This window comes from Bacillus sp. FSL K6-1560, assembly GCF_038592935.1.
GTDB classification, from domain to species: Bacteria; Bacillota; Bacilli; order Bacillales; family Bacillaceae; genus Bacillus; species Bacillus subtilis.
Window position 1 is genome coordinate 3,606,250 of the sequence record NZ_CP151946.1, and the last position, 16,692, is coordinate 3,622,941.

Here is a 16,692-nt window from a genome sequence, read left to right on the forward strand (position 1 = left end):
CAACATGATCAAAACAAACGATTTTATGGAAATTATGAAAGGCCGCCGTTCTATTCGCAACTATGATCCGGCAGTAAAAATCAGCAAAGAAGAAATGACAGAGATCTTAGAGGAAGCAACAACTGCCCCATCTTCTGTTAACGCGCAGCCATGGCGTTTTCTTGTCATTGACAGCCCGGAAGGAAAAGAAAAGCTCGCACCGCTTGCCAGCTTTAACCAAACACAGGTCACAACATCATCTGCTGTCATCGCTGTATTTGCAGACATGAACAATGCAGACTACTTAGAAGAAATCTATTCAAAAGCCGTGGAACTTGGTTACATGCCGCAGGAGGTCAAAGACAGACAAATCGCTGCGCTGACCGCACATTTTGAAAAGCTTCCGGCACAGGTCAACCGTGAAACGATCCTGATTGACGGAGGTCTCGTTTCCATGCAGCTGATGCTGACTGCACGCGCGCATGGCTACGATACAAACCCGATCGGCGGATACGATAAAGAAAACATCGCAGAAACCTTCGGATTAGATAAAGAACGTTATGTACCGGTTATGCTACTTTCTATCGGAAAAGCAGCAGACGAAGGCTATGCTTCCTACCGTCTGCCGATTGATACAATTGCAGAATGGAAATAAAAAAAAGAGCCCGTGAGTGTTTTCCGGGCTCTTTTTTTTTAAGTACAGCCGCCGTTTGCGTCTGACCTTTTTTGGGTAACACGTCTGAAGTTAGTCGTTTAGATCATGAAAAAAGAGTGATGACCATTCATCACTCTTCTCTCGAATATTCTTTTCCTTTCTTCCTGCCGAACGGCCACCAGTTTCCTTCTCCAAAGGTTGCAATGATTGCCGGGATGAAGAGCGGAAGTATGACAAGGCCGTAAAGCAAGAGCCCGATGATGATAACACTTGCCACCTGCATCAGTGTATTGACACCTGAAGGCATCATCGCCGCGAACGTACCGGCCAATATAATGGCAGCTGTAATAATGACAGATCCCATTTTGCTCATTGACCTGACGACACCTTGCTCAATGCCAAGGTGCACCTCTTCCTCTTCCTTAAATCGATCCAGCAAGAAGATCGAATAATCTACCCCTAACGCGATCAAGATGACAAAGCTGAAGAATGGCACTGCCCAGCTGACACCCGCGTTTCCTAAGCCGTTTACAAAAATTAATTCTGTTATGGATATCGACGTATAGTACGTCAGCAGCAATGACGCGATCATATAAATCGGCATGATCATTGAGCGGAACAAAATGGTTAACACGATAAACAGGCCTATAATCATAATCACCATTGTTCTGGAGAAGTCCGTTGTGGACAGCTCCTTTAAGTCCGCATTCATACTCGTGACCCCTCCGTATACGATCTGTGCATCCTCCAAAGGAGTGCCGTCAACTTCGTTTGCGACAGCTTTTTTGATTTGGTTTATTGTCGCAATAGCTTGTTCTGAGTACGGATTTGAATCCAGAACGACACTTAATTGAACACCTTTGCCATCTGCAAAGGAATACTGGTCAATTGACTTCTTAAAGTCTTTGTCCTTCATTACTTGATCAGGAATGAATATGCCTGTATCTCTTACAGTTGGACTTTTGCTCATGTCCTCTAACATATCACTGGAAGCTGTAATACCGTCAGAGACTTTCGTCAGGCCCTGATTTGCGTTCCTCACGCCTTCGGACAGCTTCTTTAGGCTTTCTGTCAGCGTTCCGGCTTGTGCCTGCTGGCCTGAGAGCTGCTGGTTCGCTTGTTCAAGACCGGTTTGAATCTGGCCAAGCTGTCCGCTGATTGCCGTAAGCTGCTGCACGGTCTGTGCGGTATTGCCGGTTTGGGAAATCTGTTTGCTCACGAGCTGCAGCTGCTGATTGATTTTGCCCAAGCCATCTGCCGCATCGCCCAGTGAACCGCCAGACCCTCCATTTGAGGCCGAGCCGGTTTGCCCTGCCATTTGATTCAGTCCGTTTTCTATATCCGTTAATCCGCTTTGGACATCGGCAATCCCTTTTACCGTCTTATCCAGCCCGTCTGAAACCGATCCTAGCTGGTTATCAATATATAAATCTTTGATTTTTTCACCAGTCGGCTGCGTAATGGTCATCACAGAGTCAACATGATCAACTTTCTCGATCGCTTTGCTGATATTTCCTAGATAGGGGATTGTATCAGCTGTTGTAAGATCTTTGTCTCCTTTTACGACAACATTGATCGGGAACGCTTTTCCTTCCCCGAATCCATCCTTAATGGCCTCGAGAGCTTTTATAGATTTATAATCGCTGCTGATTTCTGCAGTTGAGTCGAATGAAATCTGGTCATCATAGGTCAAGATGAACGGAAGCGTAATCACCACCGTGATGACAATGAACAGAAACGGACGCGCAACGGAGTGTCTGCCGAGAAACGCCCATAGTTTGTTATCACTGTGTGACAGCACTTTCTTAGAAGGCCAGAATAATTTTTCACCCAGCGTCACCATAAATAATGGCAGCAGTGTGTAGAGGATGATCATTAAAATTCCCACACCGACTGCTACCCCTACTGCGGATTGGAAAATCGCAAACTTCGCAAATCCTAAGGCGGAAAATCCGATTAATACCGCGAATCCGCTGATAAATAAGGTTTTTCCCCCTGTGCGGTAAGCGATAAGCGCCGCTTCTTTTTTATCATGCCCGTTTGCCAATTCTTCACGGAATCGTGTAAGAAGCAGTATGCAGTAATCTGTTCCAATGCCGAACAGGATCGCGACTAAGAAGGTTTGCGTAAACGTCGAGATTGGAAAATCAACATTGTATACAAGGATGCCCAGTATGGATTGACTGATCAGATAAGAAAAACCGACAACCACAATCGGGATAAAAGGCGTCACAACAGATCGGAACACGATCAACAGTAAACCGATGATCAGGCAGACTGTGATCACTTCCGTTTTCTTAAGCCCTTCCTCTGAGCTGTGAGCGAAATCCTGGTTGATAAGGGAAGCTCCCGTAATATATGCCGTCAAATCATCAGGAACGATTTGATAAATCTCGTCCGCAATTTTTTCCGCCTTTTTATCAGAACCTGTAATCGTGACAGGCATGAGAACGGTTTTCTTGTCTTTCGACATCAACTGGTCTTTGACTTCTTTTTCCGCTGACAGAGGAGATGTTACCTCTTCTACACCGTCGATCTTTTTAATTTTATCGATCATTATCCGAAGCTGATTCTCTGTTTCTTTCTTTAAAGCGTTGTCTAATGTAAAGACGACACTGATCGAATTATTGTCTTCTCCCGCTTGTTTTAAAATGGCGTTTGCCCTTTCTGAAACAGCATCAGCGGGAAGCTGGGCCTGCCCCTTTTGATTGGCCAGCTCCGTTAAGTTCGGAGAAAACAAACTCAAAACGACGGTAAGTGCTAATACTATGGCTGCAATTGCCCACTTGAATTTGATGATTGCTCTCATTCGGCAGAATCTCCTCCTTTAAATTTGCTTTTTAAAATGGTGAATATCTCGATGATGGAATGTAAGTGTTCCTCATCTATATCATCGATCAGCGGTTTGAGCGCGTTAAAGATGGCAGAATCTAATTCTTCTAGTATGTGTTCACCACTGGGTGTAATGTTAATAAGCTTAGAGCGCCTATCACTTTTTTCCGGACAGTCGCCCCATTGAACCAATCCCTTTTCGAGCAGCTTTTTCAGTCTGTTAGAGATCGCGCTCTTATGTACATTTTGGTACATGGCCAGGCTGCCGGGAGATGTTGGGCCCTTGACTTTTAAAATTTTCAACAGGTCTGCCTGTTCCCTTGAGATATGCTTGAAGACATCCTGATTGATTTCACGATGCACAAATTCTGTCCCTTCAAGCAGGACTTCCACAAACAGGTTTATCGCCTGACATAGCTTTTGTTCATTCAATATCTTCCCCTCCTCATTATAGTTTACCCCGCTAAACTTTATGTTCAATGTCAATTAGTTTATTCCCCTAAACTATATATGTCAACAAATTTTATTCACGAGCACTCTACATAAGAACGCACGTTCGTGTATAATAGAAGCTATACACACGAAAGGGGGAATTTTAACATGTCAGATTTTGCATTCAAATTGTATGAATATAACGTCTGGGCCAATCAACAAATATTCAACCGATTAAAAGAGCTTCCAAAAGAGGTATACCATCAAGAAATTCAAAGCGTGTTTCCGTCAATATCCCATGTATTGTCTCATGTTTATCTTTCTGATCTCGGCTGGATTGAAGTGTTTTCCGGCAAAAACTTGAGCGATGCTTTGGCTTTAGCTGAACAGCTTAAAGAACAGACAGAGGCTAAAGAAATAGAGGAAATGGAAGACCTTTTTCTGAGGTTATCCGAGCGCTATATACTATTTTTACAGCAAAAAGAACAGCTCAATAAGCCACTCCAGATTCAAAATCCCTCAAGCGGAATCATGGAAACAACTGTTTCCGAACTGCTTCCCCACGTTGTCAACCACGGGACATACCACCGCGGCAATATCACAGCAATGCTGCGGCAGGCAGGCTACGCATCCGCACCGACAGATTACGGGCTCTACCTGTTTATGAAAAAAACTGAAAAAGCATAAAAAAGCGGCTCCCTAAATGGAGCCGCTTTTTTCGGGAAATAGTCCAAATCACATTAAAATTCTTTTCATCAATCCTTTTTTAGTAAAAAAGATAGAAATTTTAGTGTTATAATAATCATTAAAAATAGATTGCTGACTCAATAAACAATTTTCAATGGAGGAACACATAAAGTGACAGACGACATGACGAAAGACAATATAAATCAGCAAACGTTGCAGAGAGGCTTGAAAAACAGGCATATCCAGCTCATCGCCATCGGCGGAGCCATTGGGACAGGCTTATTTCTCGGCTCGGGCAAATCGATTCATTTTGCCGGACCTTCGATTTTATTTGCTTATATGATCACAGGGATCATTTGCTTCTTAATTATGAGATCGCTGGGTGAATTGCTGTTATCAAACTTGAACTATCACTCTTTTGTGGATTTTGTACAAGACTACCTAGGCGATATGGCAGCATTTATCACTGGCTGGACATATTGGTTCTGCTGGATTTCCATTGCGATGGCTGATCTGACAGCAGTCGGGCTCTACACTCAATATTGGCTCCCGGGTGTGCCGCAATGGGTGCCTGGCTTAATCGCTCTTATTATTTTACTGATTATGAACCTGGCGACAGTCAAGCTTTTTGGAGAATTAGAATTTTGGTTTGCTTTGATTAAAGTCATTGCCATTTTGGCGTTAATCGTCATTGGCCTTGTGATGATTTTCAAAGGCTTTTCCACAAGCTCAGGAGTGTCCAGCTTCACAAATCTCTGGAGCCACGGAGGCCTGTTCCCGAATGGCATGCATGGGTTTATCCTCTCGTTCCAGATGGTTGTGTTTGCTTTTGTCGGCATTGAGCTTGTCGGGCTTACAGCCGGTGAAACAGAAAACCCTGAAAAAGTAATCCCTAAGGCGATCAACAATATCCCTGTCCGTGTGCTGCTTTTTTATATCGGGGCTCTTCTCGTAATTATGAGCATCTATCCTTGGGATGTCATCAATCCCAGCGAAAGCCCATTCGTACAAGTATTTGTCGCTGTTGGCATCGTCGGGGCTGCAAGTATTATCAACTTTGTTGTGTTGACATCCGCTGCTTCAGCATGCAACAGCGCTGTATTCAGTACAAGCCGTATGGTCTATTCCCTGGCGAAAGATCACAATGCGCCTGAGTCAATGGCGAAACTGACTCAGCGTAAAGTGCCTAGAAATGCTTTATTCTTTTCGGCTATCGTGATTTTAATAGGTGTTACGTTAAACTACATCATGCCAGAAGGCGTATTCACCCTGATCACAAGCATTTCAACCGTATGCTTTATCTACATTTGGGGGATTACGGTCATCTGCCATATGAAATACCGCAAAACAAGACCTGAATTAGCGAAAACAAACAAGTTTAAGCTTCCGCTTTATCCGTTTACAAATTACCTGATTCTTGCGTTCCTGGCGTTTGTTCTGGTTGTGCTGGCACTGGCACAGGACACTCGTGTTTCCTTATTTGTCACACCGGTTTGGTTTATTTTGCTGATTGTGATTTATAAAGTGAGAAAAGCGAAGCATCAATAACACTCGAAACTCCTGCCTCAAAAATGAGAGTAGGGGTTTTTTTGATGAAAATGACCTTTGCTTTTGAATTTGAAGATATGCTATAGTGTTTGTAATCAAAACAAGAAGGGATGATGGGTGGACAATGATTAACTAATCTTATTTTTACCGTTTGAAATCAATATTTCAAATCAAAAAATAGGATTAGTCTGCCCATTTTCTATATATACGACACTGCTATTTATAAAAAATAGCTTATTTGATCATGCACAGGCACGGCTAATCCTTCCAACACATTTGGGAGGATTTTTTTATTCTCCCTTTAAAGCGAGGGATATGGATGAAAGAGATCGTAACATTAACAAACGTTAGCTATGAAGTAAAGGATCAAACTGTTTTTAAACATGTAAACGCCAGTGTTCAGCAAGGAGATATCATTGGGATTATCGGAAAAAACGGCGCTGGGAAATCTACGTTGCTGCACCTCATTCACAATGACTTAGCCCCTGCACAGGGTCAAATCCTTCGGAAGGATATAAAACTGGCTTTGGTTGAACAGGAAACCGCGGCGTATTCCTTTGCGGATCAGACACCTGCCGAAAAGAAGTTACTAGAGAAATGGCATGTGCCTCTTCGTGATTTTCATCAGTTAAGCGGCGGTGAAAAACTGAAAGCGCGGCTGGCGAAAGGACTATCAGAGGATGCAGATCTGCTGCTGTTAGATGAACCGACAAACCACCTTGATGAAAAAAGCTTGCAATTTCTCATCCAACAGCTGAAACATTATAGCGGCACTGTGATTCTCGTTTCTCACGATCGATATTTTTTAGACGAAGCCGCAACAAAAATATGGTCGCTTGAGGATCAGACGCTGATTGAATTCAAAGGGAATTACTCCGGGTATATGAAGTTCCGGGAGAAGAAAAGACTCACCCAGCAGCGTGAATATGAAAAGCAGCAAAAAATGGTTGAACGGATTGAAGCACAAATGAATGAGCTCGCTTCTTGGTCGGAAAAAGCCCATGCTCAATCGACGAAAAAGGAAGGGTTTAAAGAATATCACCGGGTAAAAGCGAAGCGTACGGATGCCCAGATAAAATCCAAGCAGAAGCGGCTTGAAAAAGAGCTGGAAAAAGCAAAGGCGGAACCCGTTACCCCAGAATATACAGTCCGCTTTTCAATCGATACAACCCACAAAACAGGAAAACGTTTTTTAGAAGTTCAGAATGTAACAAAAGCGTTTGGAGAAAGGACCCTCTTTAAAAACGCAAACTTTACGATTCAGCACGGCGAAAAGGTTGCGATCATAGGCCCCAATGGCAGCGGAAAAACGACATTGCTGAACATCATTCTTGGACAGGAAACAGCAGAAGGAAGCGTATGGGTGTCGCCGTCTGCAAACATCGGCTATTTAACGCAGGAGGTGTTTGACTTGCCTTTAGAACAAACACCGGAAGAGTTATTTGAGAATGAAACATTTAAAGCAAGAGGGCACGTTCAAAATCTGATGAGGCACTTAGGTTTTACAGCTGCCCAATGGACTGAACCGATCAAGCATATGAGTATGGGTGAGCGTGTAAAGATCAAACTGATGGCCTATATTCTGGAGGAAAAAGACGTGCTGATTTTAGATGAGCCGACAAACCATCTCGACCTGCCGTCACGCGAACAACTGGAAGAAACACTGTCACAATACAGCGGCACATTGCTGGCGGTTTCACATGACCGATACTTTCTCGAAAAAACAACAAACAGTAAACTCGTCATCTCAAACAACGGCATCGAAAAGCAGTTAAATGACGCCGCTCCTTCAGAAAGAAATGAGCGGGAGGAGCTTCGCTTAAAGCTTGAGACAGAAAGACAAGAAGTGCTGGGAAAACTCAGTTTTATGACGCCAAATGATAAAGGGTATAAGGAGCTTGATCAGGCTTTCAATGAGCTTACGAAACGAATAAAAGAGCTGGATCATCAAGACAAAAAAGACTGAGGGAGAAAGTTCAAGCGGCATTGAAAAGGACAACAGCTGTTGTCCTTTTTTCTTTATATTTCAAGCCTTCCCCTGACCTTAATGTTTCTAATGATGACTTATAGTACCCTGCCACTGCTTCCAGATAGGCATGTTGTGTTTGGGTAACGTAAGCGAATTTTTTCAGTATAGCTGTTTCCGCATACGTATATTGGTCATGGCATAGCCCATCTTCTGATAAAGATAGACGGCTGTCTCGTTGTGTGCAAACACATGAAGGGCCAGCCTTTCCGCACCAAGCTCTCTTGCTTTTTCATCAAGCGTTTGAAGCGCCAATTGAGCAAGTCCTTTTCCGCGAAAGGCTTCATACAATCCAAAGGAATAGATAAACACTTCCTTTTGCGGATGAAACGGATCAGCATACAGCCAGAGCCAGCCCATTCTTTCTCCTTGGTCATTTGTGATGTTCCAAAAATAATGATTGCTGCTGTCTCGCCCATTCGGAATCATGTTCTCATATGCCTGCTCCGATTTCTCAAATGCCTCTTTTTCCGTCCAAGTTCCTGACGTTATGTTTTGTTTCGCATAATTTTGCACGGACATCCCGCGAAAGGTTTCGAACTCTTCCTCAGTCATGTCTTCCAAAGTGAATGCCATCCTGTATTCCTCCTTTATAAAAAAAGCCCAGCTGATGCCGGACGAATAATGCAGAAATGGATCTCTATTTTACTGATTCAGTTAATTCCTGGACTTTCTATTATTCGATAAGAAAAGGAGATTTCCTGCAAATGGGCTTGTTCTTAAACATTAGTGTAAAGCTTACGTGTAACTCCCCATGATGATCATGATAGAAACAATCAAACAGATCATCGCTGGTATCGCCATGATGACCGATTGTCTTGCTCGGAACATATGCGCATGAATGGCTCCCGCCATGAGAACGACAAACAGAACACCCGCTCCAATCGCTGCATACCGATTCCAAATTCCCGCTGTCATAGAAAGTGCCCCGGCTATTTCGAGAATGCCGGTAACAGTCAGAAACCATAATGGATATTGATAATGCCGCCAATGCTCAACTTGAAAGGGAACACAGCTTACCTTTATGATGCCTCCCGCAAGCATAAAAACTGTCAAACTGACTTTCATCATAATAGATATCATCTTACGTCATTCCCTTTCGGAAGCATCCCGTATATTAAAAGATTCACAACCTCTGCTGCGAGGCTTGCCGGATCTTTGATTCCGGTTAACAAAAAAGAATCGGTTAAATGTTCAATCATGCCGACCAAACACTCAGCGACAGTTTCCATATCCAGTTCAGAGTGAAAATAGCCCAGCCGCTGTTCTGCTTCTAAGTTCTCTTTCAAAACCAACGCCAAGTCTTTTTTCATTTGTTTTGCTTCCGGGTTGAGAAAAAAGCCGATCTTGGTTAAATCCTTGTCCTCAGCCAAAAATTGAAAAACAGTCTCTACAGCTAGCAGTACCCGTTTTGACACATCCTCCGTGTTTAATCCGTTTTCCAGAAGAAGTGACTCTGTCAGCTTTCTGACTCGAGAGTGAAAATCGGTTATTAACTCGGCAAAGATGGCTTCTTTGCTTTGAAAGTACAGGTAAAATGAAGGCTGCGTGAACCCAGCTTTTTTCACAATTTCACTTACCTTCGCGTCATGGAATCCCCGAATCGAAAATTCATTAGCGGCAGCTTTGAGTAACCGTTTCCGGCTTTCTTCCCCTTTACGTCCTTTTTTACTTTTCAACGAGGACCACCCCCAAAAATAATACTCGCAAGTAATGTTACTCACAAGTATTATTTCATGGCATTAGTTTCATTGTCAATGATTTCAAACTGATCCTGTTTGCCAGCTTCCTTTATTAAAGGGTCTCATGTATTTCGAATAACTGAATCAATTCATTACATCAATGGCTTTTCATTCACTGATAGGTATTTGCTGAATAGATTGACATTCAGGCTGTGACAAACTTTATTCTTTTTTCTAATGAGCATCACTCCAGGGCCAGATAGAGTTTTGCCCGCAAATGCAAGGAACAATTGGGTGCAGCAACGCATAATGTACTGTACAGAATGATGGAAGGGTGTGATGGGATGCCGTCTACAATAATCAACCTATATTATTTAAAGATCAACAGCATTTCGGGCAATGGTTCAATTACAATAGGTGAAGCCGCGCATAACAGCCATACCGCAAATAATAAATCCCAAGGGATCAACTCCTCTTTCGGTGATACATCACCTGCAGAATCGATCATGGAAAACTTCTTAAATGATCCTGATGTCAACGATCAGACAGAACTCGGAAACTCTGATACTACCAATATGAATGCTCCTCCTCTTCCAGTACCGCCAATTTTAGATTAAAAGGAGTTTCGCTATGCCATACCAAATTAACATCGCAAATATTAAGGTGAACGGCGTCACACAAAACGGAAATATTGATGTCGGTCCAACCGTACACAACAGCCATACAGCGAACAGCAAATACTTTGGGGCAAACTTTTCTCTAGGGGATTTTTCGCCTTCTTCTTCTCTTTTAAATACTGGGAACCTCGATACTGATATCAGTGATCAAGACCAAATTGGAAACCCTTCTGCACCGATTTCAAACCAAATTTAAGGAGGATCCTAGATGGATCTCGAAAAAATGAGAAAGTGGCTTGAGATTACAAATGAATATAAGCAAAATGACTTTTGGACAAATGTGCTCAAGTATAAAGCCCCGGAACAATTTTTTAATACCAACACCTATACGCTCGTTTACGACTTTTATCAAGATGAAGAAGATAATTTTATCATTGTGGAAATGCCCGGTGTGTATGAGGAAGAATTAACGATCCGCTTACTATCTAAAACCCAGCTGCTGATCAAAGGAACGATCACGCCTGTTTTTCCAGCCGAAATGGAAGTGCTGCGTGAACGGTATTACGGAGAAATTGAGCGAATCATTCAGCTTCCCGAGGCCACTGAATTTCATTTGTTACAGATTCAGCTGTTAAACGGGCTTCTGCACATTTCGTACCCAAGACCAGTTGAAACCATTGCGTTCAATAAGGGGCTTTAAGATTGATTGTACCTTCATTCCTTATCCATAGGGACTGATATATGGTCTTTATATTGATCCACGCAAATATCCCCATTACCCAGCAGCACTGCGTACACGGTCTCTTTCACCTTTATGTCTCTTTTTCGCAATTCCTCCAAAAGCCAGGATTCCGTCAAACGATTCTGCTTTAAATTATTCTCAATGATTTCTCCGTCCATAATAAGCTCTATCGGAAGCCTGTGTTCTTGGTTTACCGCAATCATTAAATCCTGTTTGGTCACATGCCGGAATTGCGGTTTTCTTAACACAGTCAGCTGACCATTCGTTTCAAGAATGGCAAAAAGAACTTCTTCGATATTAAATATTTCTTTTTCCCGTAATTGCTGATTTAAATAATCAAGTGTGTAACGCATTTTCCTCATATTTGATTCAAGTATCTTCCCGTTTTGAATCAGCACTGTTGGATCTCCGGCAAAAAATTTCCTCAGCTTCCTGTTCTTTATCGACAGAAACGAAATTAGAAAAATGGTTAGCACAAAAATACTAAACGAAATGGCCATATTGTGCGGTTTTATTGAAGTATTGTAAGCTAATCCGGCAGCAATCGCCCCTAGTGTGATCGCCGCAATAAAATCAAAAATCGTCATTTGAGAGATTGTCTGTTTGCCTAAAATTCGTTCTGCGATTAACAGCAAGCCAAAGCTAGCAACCGTTCTAATGACAACTTCAAGTTCAATCATCTTATGGCGCTCCCCGCTTCCCAGATTGTTTCGCCCAAAAAACTCCTGCTGCTATCATTGTTTGGCTTAATATATCCATCTATACCAAAAATATTGTTCGGTTTAGGACAGAATGAAAAACTGCCTTTCGGATATATTAAATTGCGATTGCCCGGAAGGAAAGCCAGTCCCATGACAAAGCTAATTCATCATTGGTCAGGTGGTAACATGAATTTCACTTGGGAATCTCTCTTGTTCTCATTGTAGCCGGAGTCATTTTGCTGAGAGTTTCAGGAATGAAATCAATCGCACAAATGCCTTCAACTCAAACGGTTGTCATGATTTCAATCGGAACTATTATCGTGCAGCCAATCATCAAGTACAGCCTCTTCAAAACATTAATTGCGGCGGCAATTTTCACAATAACACTCATCGTAATAGAATGGATCCAAATGAGATCGAACTTCATTGAAAAGATGTTGACCGGAAAAGCAAAAGTTGTTATTGAAAACGGACAGCTTCATATCGAAAACTTAAAGAAGATGAGACTTACAGTTGATCAGCTTGAAATGCATCTAAGGCTTCACGGCGTTACGGCTATACAAGATGTCAAAATTGCGACATTAGAGGCAAACGGGCAATTAGGAATAGAATTAACTGATGACGCCAAACCTTTAACTGTCAGGGATCTAAAAAAACTCATTCACCCGAATTTCATTAATAAGGACGGACAAGCCCATTTGTCTAGCAATCAGAATATTTTTGATGAAATTGGCAAAAAGAATAAAAAAAACATCCCTAAAAAACTGCATTAACAAAAGGCACTTGGAGAATTTTGCAGGTTTTTGTCTCTCACTGAATGTTTTTGCCGTTTTGTTTAAGCAATTGCTGCTCTCACACCATATTGTATAAACAGTCATAACGGAGAGGAGAGATGAATGATGAAATTCCCAGTTTATATTCATTCGATATCCGGAAACAGCGTTTTTAATAACGGTTTTGCATTCTCCATCAGCCCTTTCTCTGTTTCTAAAGAGACAGATGGTTCCGGAGGGAATAATACAGGTTTGGTTTTTGAATCCAATGCTTTAAGCCAAACAAGCTCCGCCAATCAAGCCCTACATGTTACAAATGCGGTCCAAGAACTGCTTTCCAAGCTTTTAGCGTAAACATAAGAAATGAACACTTCATGAGGTGCCGTATGGATTTTCCAATTATTCACACAAACTTTTGGGATGCTGTGATAGCTATTCCAATCATCATACTGATAACCCAAATCCTCAAAATATTATTGAAAATCCCCAAAACTTTTGTACCATCAGTTGCCTTAATAACAGGCCTTGGCATTTCTGTTTTCATAAGCCATCGACACAGCCTCTTTTCTGGCGTATTTATGGGCTGGTTTTATGGCTACGCTGCTATAGGCTCCTACTCATCATTAAAAACGACCATCTTATCCTTTAGGCAAACGAAAAACGATACATCAAATTCATAGATGACATATAACGATCTGCCGCCTCTTTATCAGGCGGCTTTATTTCTGCTGATAGGTTGATCATCTTCAAAAGAGACTCATTCACTCGCTATTATTTTTACCATTATGTTGATGCAATGATATAAAAACGCAATATCATAGAAGTAAATAGACTGCCAGCGTCCTCTATGACGGCTACTTCTGAGTGAAAGGAGTTTTTGAAGCATGCGATCTCAAATCAATATCTCAAATCTCACGATAAATGGAATGACACAAAACGCCAATACAGATATCGGACAAAACTTGCAAAACAGCCATACTGCGAACAGCAAAAATTACGGTGTCAATTTCACATTAGGAGATTACTCTCCTTCTCATTCAATTATTATTTCAGCAAGTTGTGATAATGATACAAGTGATCAAGGGCAGGTTGATAACCCTTCTTCGCCTAGTGAAGAATAAATTGATGCAAAAAAAAAGAACTCATTTGAGTTCTTTTTTTTGCCTTATTTCTTTATTCGCCTTCATATAATCGATAAACCCTTTTCAGCTTTTGTTCAAGCTGTTCAAAATGAACAAAACGGGCTTCTCTTAGAAACTCAGTCCCATCAATGAACAAAAGAAGCACAGGAACGGTGAAAACTGAAAATCTGCCGGCGACCTCTGCTACATCGTCAGCATTGATATGCGCCAATTTGATGTTTGGAAACTGATCCAATACTATTCTGAGCTGGGGCAGAACTGCGTGACATACTGTACAGCCAGGCCTTGATATATAAATAAAACTGAATTTGTGCTGTTTGATAAAATTTTCTATAGAATCTAATGAATGTAATTCTGTCATCTCTTTCATCCATTTACTCCTTCAAATAGGTCTGTTTTTCATGACCAAGCTCATCAATACGTATCATTCACTATACAGATTTTTATTTATGATATCAGCTTTTTTGCCTTGCAGAGTACCTGCAATCTTTCCGGAAAATGTAAAAACAAAAGAACAGTTACTGACAAGCAGCAACTGTTCTTACATACTTTCTTATTAAAAATGCAAAGCGTAAGCTCCTGAACCGATGAGTGCAACCCCTACGGAAACTGCAATGAGCACCAGGTTATATTCAAAACCTCCCGCGCCATTCGCAAAACCTTTCGCTCCATGGACTTTTACGATGGCACCTAACATAATGATTGTTATGATAGCAGCTCCAAGCGGGAGGAATACGCCTAAAATAAATAGAATTCCGCTTACTAACTCCCCAAGACCTGATAGAGCGGCCGCAACGTTTCCTGGTTTCACCCCAATTGACTCGAACCATTGTCCGGTTCCTTTAATCCCGTATCCGCCAAACCAGCCAAATAATTTTTGTGTGCCATAAAACAAAAACACCACACCAATCATTATACGAATAAGCAACAGTCCTGCATCTTCCATTTGTATCTCTCCTCATCTTTGATTTTATCTAATTCTTTGCTGACGGTATCCAGCAATCATCAATTGAATATATGTTTCTTTATTTTTTATGTGTCAAAATCAATCTAACTCTCTTACTTCAAACGGCAGCAGCCCTTGTTCAATTTGTGTGCGATGCGGTTCATATTGCACAGGCAGCATCAGTTTTTTGCCCATTGTATCCTGTGTTTCATCATGTGCAAAGCCCGGGGGATCAGTTGCGATTTCAAACAGGATTTCCCCATGTTCCCTGAAGTAAATGGCATTAAAATAGTTTCTATCCCGAACAGGAGTTACACCATATCCGTGGGAAGCAATATATCTTTGCCAATCTAACTGATCTTCATCATCGTTAGCCCGCCAAGCGATGTGATGCACCGTTCCGGCCCCCATTTGTCCGCGGCCAATAGGCGTTAACTTAAGGTCAATCACATTTCCGATATCACCGGCGGAACGATAACGAACGAAGTCCCCTTCTTTGCCGACTCGCTCCAGCCCCATGATGTTTTCTAAAAGGTCAGCGGTTTTGTCAGGCTGCGCTGATAATAGGGTTGCACCCCCAAAACCTTTAATGGCAACATCGGGCGTTACTTCTCCGAAAGTCCACGTATTAGCCTCTCCTTCTTCTCTTTCCACGATTTCTAAGTGCAGTCCATGAGGATCATCAAATTCTACATATTGTTCCCCAAAGCGCTCGATTTTGGTGTATGGAACGTTGAACTTTTCTAGTCTCTTTTCCCAAAATGCCATAGCCCCTTTCGGCACGACATACGAAGTCACACCAACTTGACCGTCTCCAATGACGCCTTGGCGGGCTCCGGCCCACGGAAAGAAGGTAATGATTGTTCCCGGCTTCCCGCCTTCATTCCCAAAATAAAGATGATACGTACCTGGGTCATCAAAATTGACAGTTTGCTTGACCAAACGAAGCCCAAGCACTCCTGCGTAGAAATCTGTGTTCTCTTGAGGGTGACCGACAATCGCTGTAATATGATGAATTCCCATCGTTTTTTTAGCCATTTTTATCCGCTCCTTTACATATACTCAACAAACTCATTCACAGGCTTCCGGTAGCCGCGCGGTCTTCTGCTCTCTGTTTTTTCTTTTCCAATCGTAATCATCATGACAACCTCAAATTGGTCGTCTATGTTCAAAATCCGTTTTACGGCTTCCGCATCAAAGCCGATCATCGGGCAGGTATCCCAGCCTTTTTCCTTAGCACTCAGCATAAACATCATCGCAGAAAGTGAAGCATTCCTTATCGCCTCATCTCTTTTAAATTGTTCTCCCCTGTTTTCATAAAACGAAACGGTGTCGTGCACCATGTGGTCATACTCTTGCTTATTTAATATCCCCAATACCTTTAAACCTTCATAGATATCAGCCGCTTGTTGATATGCCTGCTTATCCCCTAATACCAAGAGAACGGCAGAAGAGCTAACCACTTTATATTGTCCGTTTGCGGCCTGCTTCAGTTTTTCTTTTACGTCCTGGTCAAGAACCGTCACATATTTTGTATGCTGCAAATTAAAAGCCGATGGCGCCAATGCAACCAATTCAAACATTTCATTGAGGTCTTCTTTTGTGATTGGATGACCTGAAAGAAACTTGCTTGCAGATCGTCTTTCATTGACTAACTGTATAAATTCAGCCATTACGATACACTCCCTTTTATCTCGAATTCGAGATATTTTATTATAAAAAATCCATATTGAATATTGTTTAAAAGAAATGACAACGGATTGAACACTTAGAGATGCGCTTGATCGCTGATCTTTCCGACCAAATATCTCAAATTAAAATATCTTGAATATGAGATAATAGTAAAATACAGATCTTCTCATGTCAATAGGTTTTTGAAAATTAGGTGGAAATTTTTCACTGACGGCAGCATTTTAATAGCGAATCATCA

General features: G+C 41.9%; 20 protein-coding genes and 1 pseudogene. 11 read left to right on the top strand and 10 right to left on the bottom strand.

The features are described 5' to 3' along the window. Positions 1–4 precede the first annotated feature (4 nt). Complete coding sequence (locus tag NYE22_RS19170; RefSeq protein WP_003234135.1) at positions 5–634, top strand: nitroreductase family protein; 630 nt, start codon at positions 5–7, stop codon at positions 632–634. A gap of 130 nt (positions 635–764) precedes the next feature. On the opposite strand, the gene NYE22_RS19175 is transcribed toward NYE22_RS19170, so the two are convergent. After that, a complete protein-coding gene (locus NYE22_RS19175) occupies positions 765–3,443 on the bottom strand; it encodes an MMPL family transporter (RefSeq protein WP_342412061.1) in 2,679 nt (892 codons plus the stop codon). Next, on the bottom strand, positions 3,440–3,898 hold the full coding sequence (locus tag NYE22_RS19180; RefSeq protein ID WP_021481637.1) for a MarR family transcriptional regulator: 459 nt from the start codon (positions 3,896–3,898) through the stop codon (positions 3,440–3,442). Before NYE22_RS19180 ends, NYE22_RS19175 begins: the two co-directional genes overlap by 4 nt. A gap of 168 nt (positions 3,899–4,066) precedes the next feature. On the opposite strand from NYE22_RS19180, the gene dinB reads away from it, so the two are divergent. From dinB to vmlR, 3 genes are all read left to right on the top strand, one after another. Next, positions 4,067–4,585, top strand: a complete 519-nt coding sequence (gene dinB, locus NYE22_RS19185) for a damage-inducible protein DinB (protein WP_038828173.1) — start codon at positions 4,067–4,069, stop codon at positions 4,583–4,585. A gap of 171 nt (positions 4,586–4,756) precedes the next feature. Next, a complete protein-coding gene (locus NYE22_RS19190; protein WP_014475969.1) occupies positions 4,757–6,133 on the top strand; it encodes an amino acid permease in 1,377 nt (458 codons plus the stop codon). 319 nt (positions 6,134–6,452) lie between these two features. After that, entirely contained in the window at positions 6,453–8,099 is a 1,647-nt protein-coding gene (vmlR, locus tag NYE22_RS19195) for an ABC-F type ribosomal protection protein VmlR (protein ID WP_032727127.1), read from the top strand. A gap of 162 nt (positions 8,100–8,261) precedes the next feature. Here vmlR and NYE22_RS19200 read toward each other — a convergent pair whose 3' ends face one another. From NYE22_RS19200 to NYE22_RS19210, 3 genes are all read right to left on the bottom strand, one after another. Continuing rightward, positions 8,262–8,735, bottom strand: a complete 474-nt coding sequence (locus NYE22_RS19200; protein ID WP_163117777.1) for a GNAT family N-acetyltransferase — start codon at positions 8,733–8,735, stop codon at positions 8,262–8,264. Between the two features lie 162 nt (positions 8,736–8,897). Continuing rightward, the gene (locus NYE22_RS19205) at positions 8,898–9,242 is read right to left on the bottom strand and encodes a DoxX family protein (protein ID WP_342412062.1); all 345 of its coding nucleotides are present in this window, start codon (positions 9,240–9,242) and stop codon (positions 8,898–8,900) included. After that, complete coding sequence (locus tag NYE22_RS19210; RefSeq protein ID WP_342412063.1) at positions 9,239–9,838, bottom strand: TetR/AcrR family transcriptional regulator; 600 nt, start codon at positions 9,836–9,838, stop codon at positions 9,239–9,241. The genes NYE22_RS19205 and NYE22_RS19210 overlap by 4 nt, the downstream gene beginning before the upstream one ends. A gap of 347 nt (positions 9,839–10,185) precedes the next feature. Here NYE22_RS19210 and NYE22_RS19215 point away from each other — a divergent pair, with 347 nt between their 5' ends. The 3 genes from NYE22_RS19215 to cotP are packed head-to-tail and all read left to right on the top strand — an operon-like array spanning position 10,186 to position 11,158. Next, on the top strand, positions 10,186–10,458 hold the full coding sequence (locus NYE22_RS19215) for a spore germination protein (protein ID WP_021481644.1): 273 nt from the start codon (positions 10,186–10,188) through the stop codon (positions 10,456–10,458). A gap of 13 nt (positions 10,459–10,471) precedes the next feature. Then, complete coding sequence (locus tag NYE22_RS19220; protein WP_014475957.1) at positions 10,472–10,714, top strand: spore germination protein; 243 nt, start codon at positions 10,472–10,474, stop codon at positions 10,712–10,714. A gap of 12 nt (positions 10,715–10,726) precedes the next feature. Beyond that, positions 10,727–11,158 carry a spore coat protein CotP gene (gene cotP / locus NYE22_RS19225; RefSeq protein WP_342412064.1) on the top strand — a complete coding sequence of 144 codons (432 nt, stop codon included), beginning with the start codon at positions 10,727–10,729 and terminating at the stop codon, positions 11,156–11,158. Between the two features lie 14 nt (positions 11,159–11,172). On the opposite strand, the gene NYE22_RS19230 is transcribed toward cotP, so the two are convergent. After that, on the bottom strand, positions 11,173–11,880 hold the full coding sequence (locus tag NYE22_RS19230) for a DUF421 domain-containing protein (RefSeq protein ID WP_342412065.1): 708 nt from the start codon (positions 11,878–11,880) through the stop codon (positions 11,173–11,175). A gap of 207 nt (positions 11,881–12,087) precedes the next feature. Between NYE22_RS19230 and NYE22_RS19235 the strand changes: the two are divergent. The 4 genes and pseudogenes from NYE22_RS19235 to NYE22_RS19250 all read left to right on the top strand — a co-directional run bounded on the left by NYE22_RS19235 (position 12,088) and on the right by NYE22_RS19250 (position 13,795). After that, positions 12,088–12,674 (top strand): annotated as a pseudogene (locus NYE22_RS19235) (DUF421 domain-containing protein). A 123-nt stretch (positions 12,675–12,797) separates the two neighbouring features. After that, positions 12,798–13,028, top strand: coding sequence for a spore germination protein (locus NYE22_RS19240; RefSeq protein WP_038827548.1), 231 nt, complete (start codon positions 12,798–12,800; stop codon positions 13,026–13,028). Between the two features lie 32 nt (positions 13,029–13,060). Beyond that, a complete protein-coding gene (locus tag NYE22_RS19245; protein ID WP_072175202.1) occupies positions 13,061–13,354 on the top strand; it encodes a hypothetical protein in 294 nt (97 codons plus the stop codon). 204 nt (positions 13,355–13,558) lie between these two features. After that, on the top strand, positions 13,559–13,795 hold the full coding sequence (locus NYE22_RS19250) for a spore germination protein (protein WP_003244342.1): 237 nt from the start codon (positions 13,559–13,561) through the stop codon (positions 13,793–13,795). A gap of 52 nt (positions 13,796–13,847) precedes the next feature. On the opposite strand, the gene NYE22_RS19255 is transcribed toward NYE22_RS19250, so the two are convergent. The 4 genes from NYE22_RS19255 to NYE22_RS19270 all read right to left on the bottom strand — a co-directional run bounded on the left by NYE22_RS19255 (position 13,848) and on the right by NYE22_RS19270 (position 16,435). Further along, positions 13,848–14,186, bottom strand: a complete 339-nt coding sequence (locus NYE22_RS19255) for a thioredoxin family protein (RefSeq protein ID WP_014475948.1) — start codon at positions 14,184–14,186, stop codon at positions 13,848–13,850. A 186-nt stretch (positions 14,187–14,372) separates the two neighbouring features. Continuing rightward, entirely contained in the window at positions 14,373–14,762 is a 390-nt protein-coding gene (locus NYE22_RS19260) for a DoxX family protein (RefSeq protein ID WP_014475946.1), read from the bottom strand. A gap of 99 nt (positions 14,763–14,861) precedes the next feature. Then, entirely contained in the window at positions 14,862–15,800 is a 939-nt protein-coding gene (locus NYE22_RS19265; RefSeq protein ID WP_077671256.1) for a ring-cleaving dioxygenase, read from the bottom strand. A gap of 14 nt (positions 15,801–15,814) precedes the next feature. Beyond that, complete coding sequence (locus NYE22_RS19270) at positions 15,815–16,435, bottom strand: nitroreductase family protein (protein ID WP_342412066.1); 621 nt, start codon at positions 16,433–16,435, stop codon at positions 15,815–15,817. Between the last annotated feature and the right edge of the window lie 257 nt (positions 16,436–16,692).